The sequence below is a fragment of the Paenibacillus sepulcri genome (genome assembly GCF_042647105.1).
In the GTDB taxonomy this organism is placed as follows: domain Bacteria; phylum Bacillota; class Bacilli; order Paenibacillales; family Paenibacillaceae; genus Paenibacillus_Z; species Paenibacillus_Z sepulcri.
The window spans coordinates 6371019-6387018 of record NZ_JBHRUP010000001.1 but is presented as its reverse complement, the minus strand read 5'-3'; the positions used below and the strand labels follow the sequence as shown (position 1 = coordinate 6387018).

The following is a 16000-nucleotide window of genomic DNA, read 5'->3' as shown; positions in this document are numbered from 1 at the left end:
TAAAAGCGTAATGGACGGCTTATGCGTGCGGCCGCCCATTACCTTTTGTATATTATTTATTTACCTGTTAAGCGTCTCTTATTTGAGCTTGGATTTCTGGTCAACCCAGAAGTCATTCCACTTCTTAAGCGTATCTTCGACAGTAGTCTGGCCAAGCAGCAGCGATTGCTGGCTTTCCATGCTGACCTGAGACCATTGGCCGGTTCCCGGATATTGGAACGCCGGTTTGTAGTTCACGAAGGTTTCAGGCATGTTGCTGGCGTCGATCAGCGTTTTGTATGGGCCTGTTTTGAAGAACTCGTCTTCCGTTGCGCTTGTGTGAATCGGAATCAAACCGTAGTCTTTGGAGAAAGCGGTATTTTGCTCCGGATTCGACAGGAAGGCAATCAGCTTCCAGGCTTCTTCCTTATGCTCGGAGAAGGACGCAATCCCCCAGCCCGCTCCGCCTGCAGCGATCAACGCTTTACCGGAAGGGCCGGTTGGCATTGGGGCAGTTGCCCAGGTGCCTTCCTCCATTTTTTCCTGCAGGGACTGAATAACGTCCGGATCTTGAAGAAGGATAGCGGTTACACCGGAAGTAAAGGATTGAACCTGTTCCTGGAAGCCCCAGTTGATGGAATCCGGAGGAGAAGCTTCTTTATACAGCTTCACATACAAGTCCATAGCGTCTTTGGCTGCAGGCGAGGAGAAGATGGATGAACCGTCTTTCAGGAACATCGAATCATCCAGATTCACGTTGTCCGCATTGTAAGTAAGGACCATGGCGTCGCTGTTTCCGTTGGAACCAGGGCCTCCACGGAAGGAGAAGCCATAGCGGTTCTTGGAAGCATCCGTAAGCTTCTTGCTGGTTTCATACAGCTCCTGCCAGGTTTTTGGAGCCTCCAGTCCAGCTTCTTTAAACCAGTCTGCACGGTAGTACATCTGTCTTTCATACAAGCCGTTCGGTACGAAGTACAGCTTGTCTCCCAATGAGCCAAGCGATTTTGGAACGGCGCCGACTGTTGCATAATCCGACCACGCGTCCGCATATTCGTTCAATGGAGCGATATAATCATTATTCACATACTCGGCAATATTGAGATCCCGCACTTCAAGGATATCGATATCTTCTTTGGCTGCAAGCATCGTTCTGATCTTGTTGTCAGCCTGGTCAAGCGGTGGAGAGATCAATTCAACAGAAATGTTAGGATTCGCATCCTCGAACTTGCCGATCATGGCGTTAAGTAATTCAGTACGTTTAGGACTTGTCAAGCTTTCGATCATGCGCAATTTGACTTTTTCTCCGCCATTAGCGGCACCTGCGTTTCCATTCCCGCTGTTCTCGTTCTTGCTTCCGCAAGCGCTTAACACGCCGGCTACAAGAATGAAAGCAATCAGCAATGCAAAGCCTTTTCTGGTCTTCTTCATTCTACACGACCCCTCCCCAACACATGTATCATACAGTCATCCTGTCTGATAGGTTGATTATAAATGGGATTGTTTTGAATTGTCAATCAAATTTATACAATTTGTAAAAATGAATCGAATGCTGTCGAATCAAAAAAATGAATAGTGCTGAATGCCTGCTTTATGCTTCCGTGCTTTTAAATTGTTTTATAATAATTTCGATGGCGTTCATAAGCTTGTTAAATTCTTCCATGGCAGTCTCCGTATCATGGGAGGCAATCGCATCAAACATCGTAAAATGAAATTCGTACGTGGCGTCGAACAACTGCTTGTCGCCCAGCGGATCATTGAAAAATTTCTCATACAGCTCGGAAACGGAATTCAGCACGGTCTCCAGAATTGGATTATTGGCTGCCTTGATGATGTGGCGGTGAAAGGTCAGATCCACCTTCGACGTGTCCTCCCCGTTCTCCTTGAGCCTGCGGTATTCCTCGAGACATCTTCGTACTTCCTTCACCCTGCCCGCTGTAATCCGCTGCGACGCAAGCTCGACAGCTTTGCCCTCCAGAGCTTTCCGCACTTCAAGAATGGCGAGCAGCGACTGCTTCTCCCGCTCGACCTTCACCTTGCCCGAGAACCGGAATGTATCCACTTCCAGTACGAATATCCCCTTGCCGTTCTCGACGCGGATAATTTCCATCGCCTCCAGGTAACGGAGCGCTTCGCGCATGGAAGATCTGCCTACACCGAACATTTGGGTCATTTCCGTGACGGAAGGCAGTTTATCTCCCTCCTTGAGCTTCTCGTCGTGAATATAGTTTTGAATCTCCTGCGATACCTGTTCGTGCACGAGAATCTTTTGAATTTTATGAACAGCCATCTGTTTCACTTACCCTTCTACCTATCAGATAGGTCAATAATAGGGGATACTCACATACCATGTCAATATTGATCTTTTGAGCATATTCAGGTTTTCTCATCGGAGCCTCATTATCTGCTGATTCTGCGGGAACGCTTACTCTCAGAGCGCGCATCGGTATTGGACGTTATATAGCCAAGCTGTGTCAGATACAGTTCCCAGCGTTTCCCGTATTTCTCATAGACAGCTTCTACTTCCCTTGCAATAGCCGCGCTATGACGCACCGTGCCCATGGCCTCATGCATGCGGTAATCCATTAGCGCTTCAGGGGTCAAATGCAGCGGAATACCCGTCAGCAGCACCCGGAACCAGTAATCCAGATCATGGGTATACGGAAGCGATTCGTTGAACTTCCCGATCAGGCGGAATAACGATTGATGCATCATGACGGTAGAGCCGTTAACGGGATTGCTTTTTCGCAAAGCGCGGTACAATTCTCCCGACTCGTATCCCGGCGGAAGGATTGAAGTCCTCGTCAAGCTGCCTGCAGCGTCCATCTGGTTGAAGCCCGTATGGCCAATCAAGGCTCCGCTCCTGATCATCGCATCCAGTTGTTTCTCCACTTTGCCGGAATGAAACCGGTCATCCGAGCTGAGCCAGGCGATATATTCACCGGTTGCATAACGAAAGCCGTGATTAAGCGCGCTGGCGGTTCCTCCGTTTGCTTTTCCCAGATAGTAGATTCGGTTCAGGTAGGGGGCCACCTTATCCTGGTGCAGCGTGGAGCCGTCATCGACCACGATAATTTCCAGATTGTCATAGCTCTGAGCCAGAGCGCTGTCGATGGCTTCCCCCACATACGGATCGTTATAAAAAGGAATCACGATGGTTACTTTCGGCCGTTTGATTTCCAAATTCAACCCCTCCGTTTTTCTTGAAGTCTGGTTATCCGGTCTGTCCTTGTATTATTTATTTCATAGATAGTCAAGAAGAAACGACGGGTTATTTGACCGCCGCTCAGGATTGCTTGCTTATTAGCCTGCTGCCCGCCGTGCGTCTTCAAGAGCATCCTCCAGCGATTGCACAAGCGGAATTATAGGCGACCAGCCAAGCGACCGGATCGCGCTGCAGTCTGCAGGCGAAGGCGACTGCGCCGCCGAATCGCCGACGGCGAATTCCAGCGGATATGACGCTAGCGATGTGAAGATGTCCGCAAGCTCCCCCAGCGTCCGCATGACTCCGGAGGCGACAGGATAGATGCCGCCTTTGCCGCCATGGCGAAGCAGCAGCTCGTAAGCGCTCATGGCATCGCGGACATCCAGCAGGTCGCGGGTTTCGCTGCGCGATGACAGTCTCATCGGCTGCGGCCTGGCGCTAATGCCGGCAGCAGCCCGTTCGACCGCCGCTGTGTAGCGGGCAAGCAGCGAGCATAAGCCTGCGGACCTGCCCGGTCCGATCAGATTCGACGGCTCCGCTACAACGATATCCATTCCGTACAATGCCGACCAGCTCCGCGCCGTCAATACCTGCAGTGTCTTGCTCAAGCTGTACGGATGGGGAGGCTCTGGCGCTTCCCCGCCTGCAGGCAGCGGGAAGCGAAGCATCGATCCCACCACAAGAACGCGGCAGTTCAGGCTGCCCCTGTCGATCCGCCTGACCGCTTCCAGCAGATTGACGGTCCCCATCACATTGTTCGCAAGCGTATCGCCGGGATCGCTCCAGGAAGGCCCTACAGCATTCTTGCCAGCCATATGCAGGACATATTGAGGCTGCGCCGCGGCCAAGGCAGCGTTCGCCTCTTCGGGCAGCGACAGATCGCCTGACAGAACCTTATCAACATCATCAAGCCAGCGGGAGCCGCCGCCCAGACGAAGCTGGCGGACAAGCGCTGTCACCTCCCAGCCGGCTGAAGCAAAATAGCGGCAGGCGTGCTCCCCGCAGAATCCGCCCGCGCCCGTTATAAGTAAACGCGGGCGGCTCAATTCTCTGCCATCCATTCTGCCAGCTCCGCAATCATCACGGCAAAACGCGGCGCTTCGTACCGCCAATCCTCTCTTGTGCTTACAAGCGTCCTGTCGATCGTAATCTCGTCATCAGGCAGGATCGTCAGACGCTCCCGGTTGAAGTATTCGCGAAACAGCTTCAGCAGGGTCAGCTTGCTTACCGTCTCGCCAGCCGTCAAATGGATGAGACCGCCGATAGACGGCCGGGCAATCGCGTAGCTGATTGCCTTGGCCAGCTCCAGTGTGGTAACCCCGTTCCACATTACGCGGGCGTAGCCGCTGACGGTTCCTTCCTGCTGCAAAAACCACTGCAGCAGACCGATTCCATTTGCTCTGATCTCCGGTCCGATAATAGAAGTACGGATCGTCAGATGCCGCGAGTGCTCTAATTCGCCAAGAGCTTTGCTCCGGGCGTACACGCTCGTGCCGTCCGTTATGTCCGATTCCCGGTATCCGCCGCTTCTGCCGCTGAATACACAATCCGAGCTGATATGAATCAGCCGGGCATCCGTTTCATCCGCCAGATGTCCCAGCCAGTGCGGCAGCAGGCCGTTCACGGTATAAGCCGTAAGGGGATGGTCTTCCGCATCCTGGTTGAGAATGCCGACGGCGTTGATAATGACATCCGGACGCTGCTTGCGGATGACGGCAGCAACGGCGTCGCCATCTTGAGCATCAAGGAAAATGCCTTCATCTCCATGGATTGGAGAACGGGCCGTATAGACGACCTCGAACCCGCGCTCCATACGGAAGTATCGGACCAGCATATGCCCGGCCATTCCATGCCCGCCGACAATCAGCAGCTTCATGGCAGAAAACCTCCACGCACCAGCATGGTGCGGATTTCATCCAGGCTCATCAACGATTGGCTGGAGCTGAAGCTGTTGAATTTGACCGGCACATATTTGCTGTAATGCTCCCTGAGTCCCGGAATATCTATAGTGGGGAGTATGACCAAATAGGCGGTGTCATAGGTAACCGTCGTCGTGCTTTCATGCTCTGTCAGCAGAATTTCGTGAATTTTCTCGCCCGGGCGAATGCCGGTTTCAATGATATCAGCCTCAATTCCGATCGCATCCATCAGCACCGCCGCCAAATCGACGATCCGGCATGTCGGCATGGTCATCACGAATATTTCGCCGCCCAGACTTTCCTCGGAAGCTTTGAACAACAGCTTGATGGCATCCTCCAGAGTAAGAAAGAAACGGGTCATTCTCTTGTCGGTAATCCGGACCTGATGGCCGGTCTTGATTTGATTCATAAACAGATGCACCACGCTGCCGTTCGTGCCGAGCACATTGCCGCCGCGCACGCAGACGAATGTCGTATCCGAGCGGAGCAGATTGGCATACACGATCAGCTTCTCGCCGATTGCCTTGGTCATTCCGTAGAAATTGGAAGGATTGGCGGCTTTATCGGTTGAGATATAAATGACGCGCTTGACCTTGTTTGCGATCGCCGCTTCAATGACATTTTGCGTGCCGATCACGTTGGTTTTGAGCGCTTCATAGGGCTGATCCTCGCAAACGGGCACATGCTTGAGCGCGGCCAGATGATAAACATAATCCACCTCTTCACATGCGCGGGATAAGGCTTCTTTATCCCGAATATCACCGATGCAGAAGCTTAATCTGGAATCGTCGAAGGCGCGGCTCATCGCCACCTGACTTGATTCGTTGCGGGAAAAAATGATAATTTGCTTTGGCTTTTGCAGAAGCAGCTGACGGATCAGCTCGTATCCCCACGACCCGGTCCCCCCGGTTACCAGGATCCGCTGATTAGTGAACATCCCATTTCCCTCCAAGTACAAATTTGACCACTTTATCGGACACGTCATCCGCCAGATAGCCATCCGGACACTGCCATTTTGGCGGCAGGGCGGTCATAACCACCACCGCTTCTTCCATTCGCGCAGCTTTCAGGCCGCAGACCACATTGCTGCCGCAATCAACGGTTTCCGGCCGCTCGGTCGTCTGACGGATGGTGACCGTCGGCACATGGAACAGACAGCATTCCTCCTGCACGGTCCCGCTGTCCGTTATCGCACAGGCCGCATGCCGTTCCAGCTGAACAAAATCGAAGAATCCGAATGGCTCAAAGAATTCGACACGCTCATCCATCGCCATTCGTTTTTCTCCCTCGTCAATACGCGAACGCGTCCGCGGATGAACGCTGCATATCAGCCGCTTGTCGAACCGCCTGGCGATACGGTTCAAGCCGTCCAGAATGCCCGCTAGCCGCTCCGGGGAATCCACGTTCTCGGCACGATGCGCCGTTACCAGCATGTAGCCGCCCGGCGCAAGACCAAGCCGCTCCAATACATCGCTGGCCCCGATCTGCGGCATATAATGGCTGATTACCTCGTGAATCGGATTGCCTGTCAGCACGATCCGCCCGGCAGGGAACCCTTCGCGCAGCAAATTGCCTTTGCTGTATGAGGTGTACGGCATATTGATCGTGGACACGGCGTCGATAATCCTCCGGTTCTTCTCTTCCGGTACCGACAAGTCATAACAGCGGTTGCCCGCTTCCATGTGTACAACAGGTATTCCCATCCGCTCGGCCATGACGGAGCATAATGCGCTGTTCGTATCGCCAAGCAGCAGCACCACATCAGGCCGGTGCGCATTCAAAATGCCTTCGATCTCCCCGAACATGACGGCGAGCTGCCTGCCCAAGGAGAGCATGCTTTGACCCAGCCTGTAGTCCGGCTGCCTGAGTCCAAGCTCTTCGAAGAAAATATCGCTGAGCGAGGGAGAGAAGTTCTGTCCCGTATGCACGAGCACATGCTCCTCAGCCAGCGCGTCCAGCTTTTGAATAATAAGGCTTAGACGTATAATTTCCGGGCGCGTGCCCAAAACCGTTACAACGCGCATTCTGTGATTCACCTTCCCTTTCCCCTGTCCAACGCTTCAGTGCCGCCTGCGCGACCTTGTTATGCCCGCAGCGGATTTTCGGCGGCGCTGCGGGCGCACGGTGCGCGTTCTGCGGGCGGCATGCCTGCGCCTTTTTGCAGCAGAGCTTCTTCTTCCCGGGAGCAGCTTTCTTCGCCGCCCTCTCCTGCGCCTTCCGGTTTTCCTTTTGCGGGTGACAATCGATGCCTTTTTGCTGCTTCGGCCGATGGACATTCCATGCGGAAGTGCCGCAAGCATGGCATCCGGCACCTCTTTCACCTCTTCAAACCGGTAACCCTCCTGAAGGAAGGCCTCTTCCGAAGCAAAAGGCCGCAGGATGCCGTCCTCAAGCAAATAAACCGTTCCCGCCGTTCCCCTTACAACCTGTTTCTTCACCGGTGAAAACCCGGCGAGCAAGTCAATAAGCTTACGGATCCGCTCCCTGTACGCGGCTATGCCAAAAGCCGACACCGCCATTCTGGCGTTGCGTTCCCCGACGACCGCACGCTCCATTTCGTCGCCGAGCAGGCCGCTGACCTTCTGGAACAATCCGTCCACATTGCCGGTCTCGACAATATAGCGGCTATTGCCTGTGGCATTGGCGATTTCAGCCAATCCGCCGGAACCGTACACCACAACCGGCTTGCCGAACACCATTCCTTCCAAAGCTGTCATTCCGAAGCCTTCCGGAGTCATGCTTGGCACAACAAGCACATCCATTGCGGGATAAATCGTTTCGATCTGCTCCTCGAAACGGATCCATCTGAAGCGGTCTATCACATTTTGTTCCCGGGCAAGGTTCAGACATTGTTCGAAATAATCGGTATCCACCGGATTGCCGACAATCAGAAATACCGCCTTTTCGAAACGCTGCGCCACCGCCACCGCCATAAGCACAAAGTGCTCAAGTCCTTTGGCCGAGAAGATGGAAGACGAGATATAACCGACCAGCCTTTGATCATCTGCAATGCCAAGCTGCCTGCGGCGGTTCATTCGATGTCCGCGCCAGGTATCCTCGGCAAGCTCGGAATGCTGCCAGGAAGGCGGGATGAGTTTTGATTTTGGCAGCATCTCGGCCGTCCGCAGCGGAGCGAGCGCGGTCTCGGATATACCGACGATGCAATCGGAATATTGCCCGATTACGGCTGCGGCCGCAGGAGTATCCGGCGTCTGCCGCATCGCCTCCATAATCGTCCAGACCACAGGAATTCCCAGGAATTTGGCGGCCATTGCAGGAAGGGCGTGAACACATGTATTGGTCAGAACGATATCAGGCCGTTCGCGGTTGATAAGGCTGAACAGCTCCTGCCATGCCCCTCCCTGCTGTTCCATCCGGATATCCCCCTGAAAATGAGGAAGGGCCAAATAGAGCGAAACGACCAGCGGAACATCCTGGACTACCACCGGTATGCCAAGCGATCTGGCCTGCTGCGCAATGACCCCGTCTACCGGTACAACCAGCGTGCACGCGTAGCTCGGAAGCAGTTCGCGTATCATGAATATGAGGAGCTTCTCTGCTCCGGTCACATATTGCTGGCTGCAAATATGCGAGAAGATCATCATTTTTGGTTTTGTATGTTTCACGCGCGATTGCCGTACCCGTTCCGCGGAACGAATACGTGTTCACCTCCTTCAACCCATCGAACCTTGGTTCTACAATATATTTAGGGGGCCTTTCAATCGGCACGACACTTAGACCCATTCCATACGCACAAATATGACCGTTTCCCCATCCGAATTTGTCCTTAATGAGCAAGCGACCATCCGTTACGGCTTGCGAAGCTTACAATGTTGTCAGGTCGCCGACAAATCCTTCATTTGCCGGGGGAGGATCTGGGAACAGGATCCCCAGCATCATATCGAGGCGATGCACGTACGTATGCTCAGTCATTGTCCGATACATCCCGCGCATGGCGATTTCCCGGCGTTCATCCTCGTGGTGCAAATAATATTCAATCTTGTCCACCATCTCCTGCGGGGAAGAATAGGTCACAATGTCGACCCCCGGCGTATAGAAGGAACCCAGATCGCTCCGGATATCGGTAAGCTGCAGCGCAGCGCAGGCCGATATTTCGAAGGTCCGCGGATTGGGTGAAACGGCTGTCACTGCAGCGCTGTTGTTATTGAATGTCTCGTCATCATGCGCGCGGTGCATATTAATAACGATCTTCGCTCCGTTATAGGTGTCCGCTGTTTCGCCGGGACCCATCCAGCGTCCAAGCTCGATATGTTTGGACATGAGTTTAAAATCCTTCAATCTTTCCCACCAAATGCCGGAGATCAAGGTATCCTTGGTGGCCAAATACCGGGTAATCTGATCAAAAAAAGCAAGCCGGTTCACATAAGCCGAACCTACGAAGCAAATCTCATGACGTTGTGTGAGCTTCGGATTGCGCGGTCTGAATTCCGCCGGGTAAGCCCCAAGCGGCAAATAATATACGCGTGGGCAGCCGAGATTGCGGTACATCTCCACGCAGTTCAGCTCCAATGTAAATACTTCATCGAAATGGAGGGACAAGGGTCCGGTAATGTCGGTGTAATAAGGATCATCCGTGAACCAGATTGCCGTCCGGATGCCGGCACGGCGCATCTCATCCGCATGGTATACATTGAACTGCAGCCCATCCAGCACAATAACGAGATCAGGTCTCAGCTGCTTGGCGATATCGGATACCGGTTCTGTGGAATTGGTGACGGATAATTGGCCGACCATGGATCTTAAAGTATTCGCGATCGCTTCATCCAGCGGCGAGTACGGAAAGCCTTTGCCCGTTGCGACGAACAGGACATGAATAGGCCTTACCCCGATTACGCGTTCCGTCCGCTTTAATACCGACTCGCATTGTCCGAACCAATAGCCATGATCAAAGCCTTGCCTGAAGGCCCTCTCCCTGCGGGCTTTATCTTGAATCAGCAGGTTTTTCCCCCTGCGGACTTTATCTTGAATCAGCAAGCTTTTCCGGTCGTTTCTCCTTTTGCGAAAAGAAGCCGCCACCTGCTTCACTCCTCTCTCCACGCATATGCGCTTGTTGTATTTACCATTGCAGCGTCGCCGCAAGCTGCTGAATGCGCGAAACAAATGTGTGCTCCACAAGAGTCCTGCGCAGCCCCCGCAGCGCAACTTCACGCCGCTGGTCTTCATGGGTTAAATAATAAGCCAGCTTAGCGTGCAGCTCTTCCGGATTGGCAAATGTCTCAATTTCGCTGCCGGGGTTATAGTAGCGCGGCAGATCCTCGCGCAAATCTGTCAGCTGCAGCGTCCCGCAAGCAGAAATTTCATAGGTGCGGGGGTTAATGGACCTCCCTGGCAGATTAAGCGAGTTTTTGTTGTCGGAGCCTGAAACGGTCGTGCGATGAAGGTTGATGACGATCTTGGCGCCGTTGTAGTAACGGATCGACTCCTCTACCGGCAGCCAGCCCATGCGAATAACATGCTTCAAGCGGTCATAGTTCTTGAGCCGGGACCACAGGCCGCCCGCAATGAACACGCGCTGCTTGCTCAAAAAAGGCGCGATGGCGTCGAAGGTCTCCACCCGGTTCCAGAAAGCCTGCCCGATAAAACAGATGTCGCTGCGGTATTTATCCTCGACCTGCTGCGGCTTGAACCACCCCGCATACACCGCCAGCGGCATATAATGGACGCTGGGACATCCCAGCTGCCGGTAGATTTCGACGGTACTGAGCTCATGGGTCAGCACAACATCGTATCGGGGAGCGATCAGAACCGTATCCGCCGTCATGTAAGGATCGTCCGCGAACCAGATCAAGGTTCGTACCCCAAGCTCCCTGACGGCAGCGACCTGCTCCAGATGATCGTCCGGAAACACGTGCATGCCATTTAACACAAACATCCAATCCGGCCTCAGCAGAGCGGCCTGTTCCGCCATTCGCCCCGGTTCGGATACATGGAGCTCGCGGACGGTTAAGCTGAGCGCCTCGATAATTCCCTGGTCGATGGATTCGAAGCCTTGCGGTATATAGAGGACTCGCACATCATGCTTAATCGGGGAAGGCGGCTGAATATGGCTTGCAAGCGACTCACAGGCGCCATCCCTCAATCCCTGCCTGTAGCCGTCGGCGTAACCCTTATGGGCATGCCGGGACTTGACTTGTTTCTTCGTATACATGACGCACGCTCCTGCCTTGTTTCTGTGGGAACTACCATCATATATATGCGGCTGACCCGCAAGGCTCATGGTCACTTGTCCTCCGCCGCTGTAAAATTGGCGTATGACCTGCCAGACGTTAGCGGATAGATAATTACTCCAAGCAGAAAAAGGCGTTATGACGGCGGCAAGTACCGTTCATAACACCTGATTGCAAACATAGTATAATTATGGAAGGCGAAACACATATTATAAGGGAATTTTCAATCTAGAGGAGGGTACGATTATTCATTTCTCTAAGAAGATAGTGGAGCCTATTCCCGAGGAACAAACGTCGATATGGACATGCACAAACGAAGAATGCTCCTGTTGGATGAGAGATAATTTCTCGTTCGGCGAAGAGCCGGCATGCCCCATCTGCAATTCCACCATGACCAGTGAAATCAGGTTGCTTCCCGTCCTCTCCAATGGGGCCAAAAAAGGATTTCAGTAATGGCGAATGTCAGGCTCCCTCAACCGGCTGAGCCATTTGAATGCGCTGGATGAAAGTCACGGCGGCAGCGGTGAGCGGCACATCCTTCAAGGTCGCAAGGCCGATTCCTCTTGGAGGAATCGGTTTTTTCAGCTGAATCTCATGAAGCTGGCCTGCGCGCAGCTCGCCGGTGATGAACGTTTTGACAACATATGCGATTCCAAGTCCCCTTCTGGCAAACTCCACTAACAAATCGACGCTCCCAAGCTCAATCTCCGGCTTGACCTGCCTCCCCTGCCGCTCCGCAAAGTGATCCAGATAGCTCCTGGTTGCGCTCCCCTTCTCCAGCAGCATGAGCGGGTACTCCATCAACTCCTCCCAGGCCATCGGTCTCGCCGCTAAATGCCTGAACGCCTCTCCTGCTATAAAGCAGTCTTCGATCCGCAACAATTCCCGGACGTCCACCGCCTTGTCCGATGCCGGCATGTTCACAATGCCCAGATCGATTTCCCCCTGCTTCAACAGTGTCATCGTCTCAGCCGTCGTCCGGTTGGTGACCTGAATTTTAATGGACGGGTACGCTTCATGGAAAGCCGCCAGATGCGGCAGCAGAACATGCTTGCACAGCGTATCTCCGGCCCCGATTTTGATTTCGCCTTCCGCAAGCTGATGCATACCGGCAATTCTCCGTTCGCCGTTCTGGATGAAATTGTAGGCCTGGGCGATATATTGGTACAATGCCTCTCCCTCAGCCGTCAGTTTAACGCCCCTCGAGGTCCGAAAGAAGAGCTGGCCGCCCAGCTGCGCTTCCAGCTGTTTGATCGTCTGGGTAACCGCCGGCTGGGTGATGAATAATTCTGCCGCCGCTTTGGACAAGCTGCCTGTCTTTGCCGTGAAATAAAACACGCGATACCATTCCAGATTTTGTATCATCCCATTATCCATCCTTATATCAGATATTATTAATATTAATTTTATTAATAGTATAACTCAACTTACAATAGGGATAGAAAGCAAATCTCTTTAGAAGGATGTGGGTATATGAGTGTTACGGCGGTGGTCGGAGCCAATTGGGGCGACGAAGGCAAGGGGAAAATGACCGATGCGCTTGCGGCAGAAGCGCGCTATGTGGTCCGCTATCAGGGGGGCAGCAATGCAGGACATACCATTATTAACAAATACGGCAAATTCGCGCTGCGCATGCTCCCGTCCGGCGTGTTTTATGACACGGTCACCAATGTCATTGGTCCGGGTGTGGCGCTCAATATCTCCGATCTGTTCCGGGAGCTGGAAGCATTGACAGCAAGAGGCGTTCCGAAGCCCAACCTGCGTATTTCCGACCGTGCGCAGATTGTGCTTCCCTACCATAAACAACTCGACGAATTGGAAGAGCAGCGGCTGGGCGACCGTAAATTCGGGTCCACCCGGTCCGGCATTGCGCCGTTCTATGCGGATAAAGCGGCAAAGCTGGGCATCCAGACGGCGGATTTATTTCATCGCGGCAGGCTGATGGACAGACTGGAAGCTGCGCTCATACCCAAAAATGTTCTACTGGAGCATCTGTATCGGGAACCGCAGCTGAGTGCGGCGGATATGCTGGAGGATTTAATCAAGCTGGGGGAAAAGCTCCGTCCTTATGTATGCGACACGACAGAGCTGCTTCAGCGCGCAGTTTCCCAAGGCGAGACGATTGTCGCAGAGGGCCAGCTCGGAGCACTTCGCGATCCGGACCACGGCATTTATCCCTACTCCACATCCTCCTCTACGCTAGCCGGCTATGCTTCAGTAGGCGCCGGTTTGCCGCCGCATGCGATAACGCGGATCGCAGCCGTCACGAAAGCTTATTCCAGCTCCGTAGGCGAAGGACCTTTCACAGCAGAAATTGACGGGCCGATTGCCCATGAGCTGCGGCAGCGGGGCGGCGACGCGGGAGAGTACGGAGTCAACACCGGACGGCCCAGACGAATGGGCTGGTTCGACGCGGTAGCGACCCGTTACGGCTGCATGCTGCAAGGGGCAACGGAAGCCGCGCTCACCAATCTGGATGTGCTCGGTTTCCTCGATGACATTCCGGTATGCGCCGCATACGAAATAGAGGGCACGCAGACAACCCGTTTCCCTGTGTCGGCAAGGCTTGAACAGGCAAAGCCTGTTCTTGAAACGCTGCCTGGCTGGAAATCGGATATATCCTCCATTCGCGAGTTTGACCGGCTTCCCCTGCAGGCGCAGAATTACGTCCTTTACCTGGAGCGCTTGATTGGCGTACCGGTCCGCTATATATCCGTCGGCCCCCGCAGAGAGCAGCTGATTGAACGCTAACCTAGAGGATGGGGTCAATCGATGTTGTTCCATATGTCTCTATTGCGCTGCGAAGAACCTGGAAATAATGCCCAGCATGCCGTCATGGGCCTGCCGGAATTGTTGATGCCGATGTCCATTCGCCCCCGAAGGGTGGGGAAATCCCCACAGGCATTGCCCTTCTTCAATCAGACCGCTGTTTACGAGAGAGCGGAACAGTTCTTCGACTGTCCGTCCCAAAGGAATAAACAGAGGCCGCTGCCGATTGAGCAGCATGATTTCCTCCCCGATGAATTGGAGCGCATACGGCCGCAGGTACGCAGACGTCATGAGCGGAGGCTGATGCCCGGTATAGTTCCTTCCCTGTACAAACACAGGATACCGTAGCACCGAGGTGGTATGGAGGAGCTGACATCCCGGAGCAAACAGCGATTCCACATCGGGAAGTCCCACATAATGGTGAAGTCCAAGGTCTCTCAGCATTTGAAGCAGGTTCATGCGCATGGAGCCCGCGAATCTGGCGGCCGCCTTCGCGTGACTGAACGCCTCTTCCTCCGTCAATCCCTGCCCGAACGCCTGCTTCAATGTCCGGTAGGCAATCTCCATCTGCCGCCAGCCGGGAGTAATCCCTGCAATAACAATGCCTGCCGATGGATTTATGAGTTCATTATGGGGCGCATAATAGATCTCGATATCCCCATGCCGGTCGAACAATAAGCCTTCGATGAGCAAATCCTCGCGGCTGTAGCTGTTTTTCGGGGGAAGATCTTGTATGGCCTTCTTAAAGCGCTTGTAATCCTCTGATTCTATCAAGGCATCTATCCCTTTTCCTGAGTTCTCTATGTGATTATAGCAAAATTCAGCCTGTTAATCCCTTCAACAGCCTGTTTCCCGATATCCCGGCACGCAAAATTGCCCTGCCCTTGTTCAACAAGGTGCAGGGCCATTCTTCTTCAACCGCGAATCGGAAGCCATGTGCTTTAGTCTATGGCTGCTGCTCGTAGGCAAGCTGATGTCCATCCTCGAATCCTTTGGCAAATCCGGCGCTATAGCCCGCGTTATAGGACTGGTCGTAAGATGCGTTGAACGCTGTCTTACCTGCAGGAGCAATCCTCCTGCGCGTCCTTCTGCGCTTAATTATCTTTCCTGTTTGCCTGAGAGACTTTTTCTTTGGTTTGATAGCTGTTCCGCTTCGGGCAACAGACCGCTTCTTGAGCTTGCCGGCCATACCCTTACGCGGAGCCCGCCGCTTTCCGGGCCCTGCCGCAGCCTGCGTCAGCCTATTCTTACGTGCTGGTATGCTCACATCTTTCTCCTCCCGTTTCATATCAGCCTAGCTTTGATCCGGATTGCCGGCTGCTCCTGGCAGCAGGCCTGCCCGCAGCCAAGGCCTGCCAGGTTTCCCCTGCTTCGGCCGCCGCAGCCGGACAAGGCCCACAGTCTCGGCAATGGACATCTGCATGGCGGTAAGCGATCGCATATTTTCGGAAATGGACTTCGCCATTCCGGGAGAATACTCGGAAATACCCGCAACACTGTCCAATATACGGGCAATTGCCTGTTGACTGTTCGCAATGGAACGGATCAGCTCAAGCCTGGCCTCCCATTCTTTTTGAAGGAGACTCATCAGTCCCTGTCTCCAATATCGAAGCCCCCGCCAAATGCGCCGCCAAAACCGCCGCCGCTATCCTGATCGTGACGCAGCGCGGCCTTCAAGACATTAGCCATGCCTTGATTCAGCTTCGTCAGACCGTCAATCACTTCGATAAGCTGCTCATGTACAAGCAAGGTTTCCTTCAACTGCTCTTCCTGCTCCGTAAATGCATCGGGCGTGACGTGATTGCACAGCCAGCTTCGCACCTTCTCCGCTTCGACCGCTTTTGCTTCAAGAATCATCGCCACATTCCACTGCATCTTGGCGGAGGCATCGAGCATTCGCGCATACGCCGTTTCACGACTCAAAGCCCGCACTCTCCTTTGGC

General features: G+C 53.7%; 17 protein-coding genes. 2 read left to right on the top strand and 15 right to left on the bottom strand.

The annotated features are described in order from the left end of the window. Positions 1-78: 78 nt before the first annotated feature. From ACFOLF_RS27810 to ACFOLF_RS27765, 10 genes are all read right to left on the bottom strand, one after another. The gene (locus ACFOLF_RS27810; RefSeq protein WP_210037239.1) at positions 79-1407 is read right to left on the bottom strand and encodes an ABC transporter substrate-binding protein; all 1329 of its coding nucleotides are present in this window, start codon (positions 1405-1407) and stop codon (positions 79-81) included. A gap of 160 nt (positions 1408-1567) precedes the next feature. Beyond that, entirely contained in the window at positions 1568-2266 is a 699-nt protein-coding gene (locus ACFOLF_RS27805; RefSeq protein ID WP_210037238.1) for a FadR/GntR family transcriptional regulator, read from the bottom strand. A gap of 110 nt (positions 2267-2376) precedes the next feature. After that, the gene (locus ACFOLF_RS27800; RefSeq protein WP_379112871.1) at positions 2377-3159 is read right to left on the bottom strand and encodes a glycosyltransferase family 2 protein; all 783 of its coding nucleotides are present in this window, start codon (positions 3157-3159) and stop codon (positions 2377-2379) included. Positions 3160-3279: 120 nt separating this feature from the next. Further along, positions 3280-4242, bottom strand: a complete 963-nt coding sequence (locus ACFOLF_RS27795; protein ID WP_210037237.1) for an NAD-dependent epimerase/dehydratase family protein — start codon at positions 4240-4242, stop codon at positions 3280-3282. After that, entirely contained in the window at positions 4224-5057 is an 834-nt protein-coding gene (locus ACFOLF_RS27790; protein WP_210037236.1) for a dTDP-4-dehydrorhamnose reductase family protein, read from the bottom strand. Before ACFOLF_RS27790 ends, ACFOLF_RS27795 begins: the two co-directional genes overlap by 19 nt. Continuing rightward, a complete protein-coding gene (locus ACFOLF_RS27785; protein WP_210037235.1) occupies positions 5054-6037 on the bottom strand; it encodes a polysaccharide biosynthesis protein in 984 nt (327 codons plus the stop codon). The genes ACFOLF_RS27790 and ACFOLF_RS27785 overlap by 4 nt, the downstream gene beginning before the upstream one ends. Continuing rightward, positions 6027-7124 (bottom strand): non-hydrolyzing UDP-N-acetylglucosamine 2-epimerase, encoded by a 1098-nt coding sequence (gene wecB, locus ACFOLF_RS27780; RefSeq protein ID WP_210037627.1) that lies wholly within the window; start codon positions 7122-7124, stop codon positions 6027-6029. The genes ACFOLF_RS27785 and wecB overlap by 11 nt, the downstream gene beginning before the upstream one ends. A 36-nt stretch (positions 7125-7160) precedes the next feature. Beyond that, positions 7161-8639 carry a glycosyltransferase family 4 protein gene (locus tag ACFOLF_RS27775; RefSeq protein WP_210037234.1) on the bottom strand — a complete coding sequence of 493 codons (1479 nt, stop codon included), beginning with the start codon at positions 8637-8639 and terminating at the stop codon, positions 7161-7163. Between the two features lie 286 nt (positions 8640-8925). Beyond that, positions 8926-10137 (bottom strand): CgeB family protein, encoded by a 1212-nt coding sequence (locus ACFOLF_RS27770; protein WP_379112874.1) that lies wholly within the window; start codon positions 10135-10137, stop codon positions 8926-8928. A gap of 40 nt (positions 10138-10177) precedes the next feature. Next, positions 10178-11269, bottom strand: coding sequence for a CgeB family protein (locus ACFOLF_RS27765; protein ID WP_210037232.1), 1092 nt, complete (start codon positions 11267-11269; stop codon positions 10178-10180). 238 nt (positions 11270-11507) lie between these two features. Here ACFOLF_RS27765 and ACFOLF_RS27760 point away from each other — a divergent pair, with 238 nt between their 5' ends. Then, positions 11508-11741 carry a cold-shock protein gene (locus ACFOLF_RS27760; RefSeq protein ID WP_379219636.1) on the top strand — a complete coding sequence of 78 codons (234 nt, stop codon included), beginning with the start codon at positions 11508-11510 and terminating at the stop codon, positions 11739-11741. Between the two features lie 9 nt (positions 11742-11750). Here the strand turns inward: ACFOLF_RS27760 and ACFOLF_RS27755 are convergent, their stop codons facing one another. After that, entirely contained in the window at positions 11751-12653 is a 903-nt protein-coding gene (locus ACFOLF_RS27755; RefSeq protein WP_210037231.1) for a LysR family transcriptional regulator, read from the bottom strand. 108 nt (positions 12654-12761) lie between these two features. Here ACFOLF_RS27755 and ACFOLF_RS27750 point away from each other — a divergent pair, with 108 nt between their 5' ends. Beyond that, on the top strand, positions 12762-14039 hold the full coding sequence (locus ACFOLF_RS27750) for an adenylosuccinate synthase (RefSeq protein ID WP_210037230.1): 1278 nt from the start codon (positions 12762-12764) through the stop codon (positions 14037-14039). Between the two features lie 39 nt (positions 14040-14078). Here ACFOLF_RS27750 and ACFOLF_RS27745 read toward each other — a convergent pair whose 3' ends face one another. From ACFOLF_RS27745 to ACFOLF_RS27730, 4 genes are all read right to left on the bottom strand, one after another. Further along, a complete protein-coding gene (locus ACFOLF_RS27745) occupies positions 14079-14831 on the bottom strand; it encodes a hypothetical protein (protein WP_210037229.1) in 753 nt (250 codons plus the stop codon). A gap of 172 nt (positions 14832-15003) precedes the next feature. Next, positions 15004-15324 carry a hypothetical protein gene (locus ACFOLF_RS27740; protein ID WP_210037228.1) on the bottom strand — a complete coding sequence of 107 codons (321 nt, stop codon included), beginning with the start codon at positions 15322-15324 and terminating at the stop codon, positions 15004-15006. Between the two features lie 27 nt (positions 15325-15351). After that, positions 15352-15645 carry a hypothetical protein gene (locus ACFOLF_RS27735; RefSeq protein ID WP_210037227.1) on the bottom strand — a complete coding sequence of 98 codons (294 nt, stop codon included), beginning with the start codon at positions 15643-15645 and terminating at the stop codon, positions 15352-15354. After that, on the bottom strand, positions 15645-15980 hold the full coding sequence (locus tag ACFOLF_RS27730) for a restriction endonuclease subunit S (RefSeq protein ID WP_210037226.1): 336 nt from the start codon (positions 15978-15980) through the stop codon (positions 15645-15647). The genes ACFOLF_RS27735 and ACFOLF_RS27730 overlap by 1 nt, the downstream gene beginning before the upstream one ends. Positions 15981-16000 lie beyond the last annotated feature (20 nt).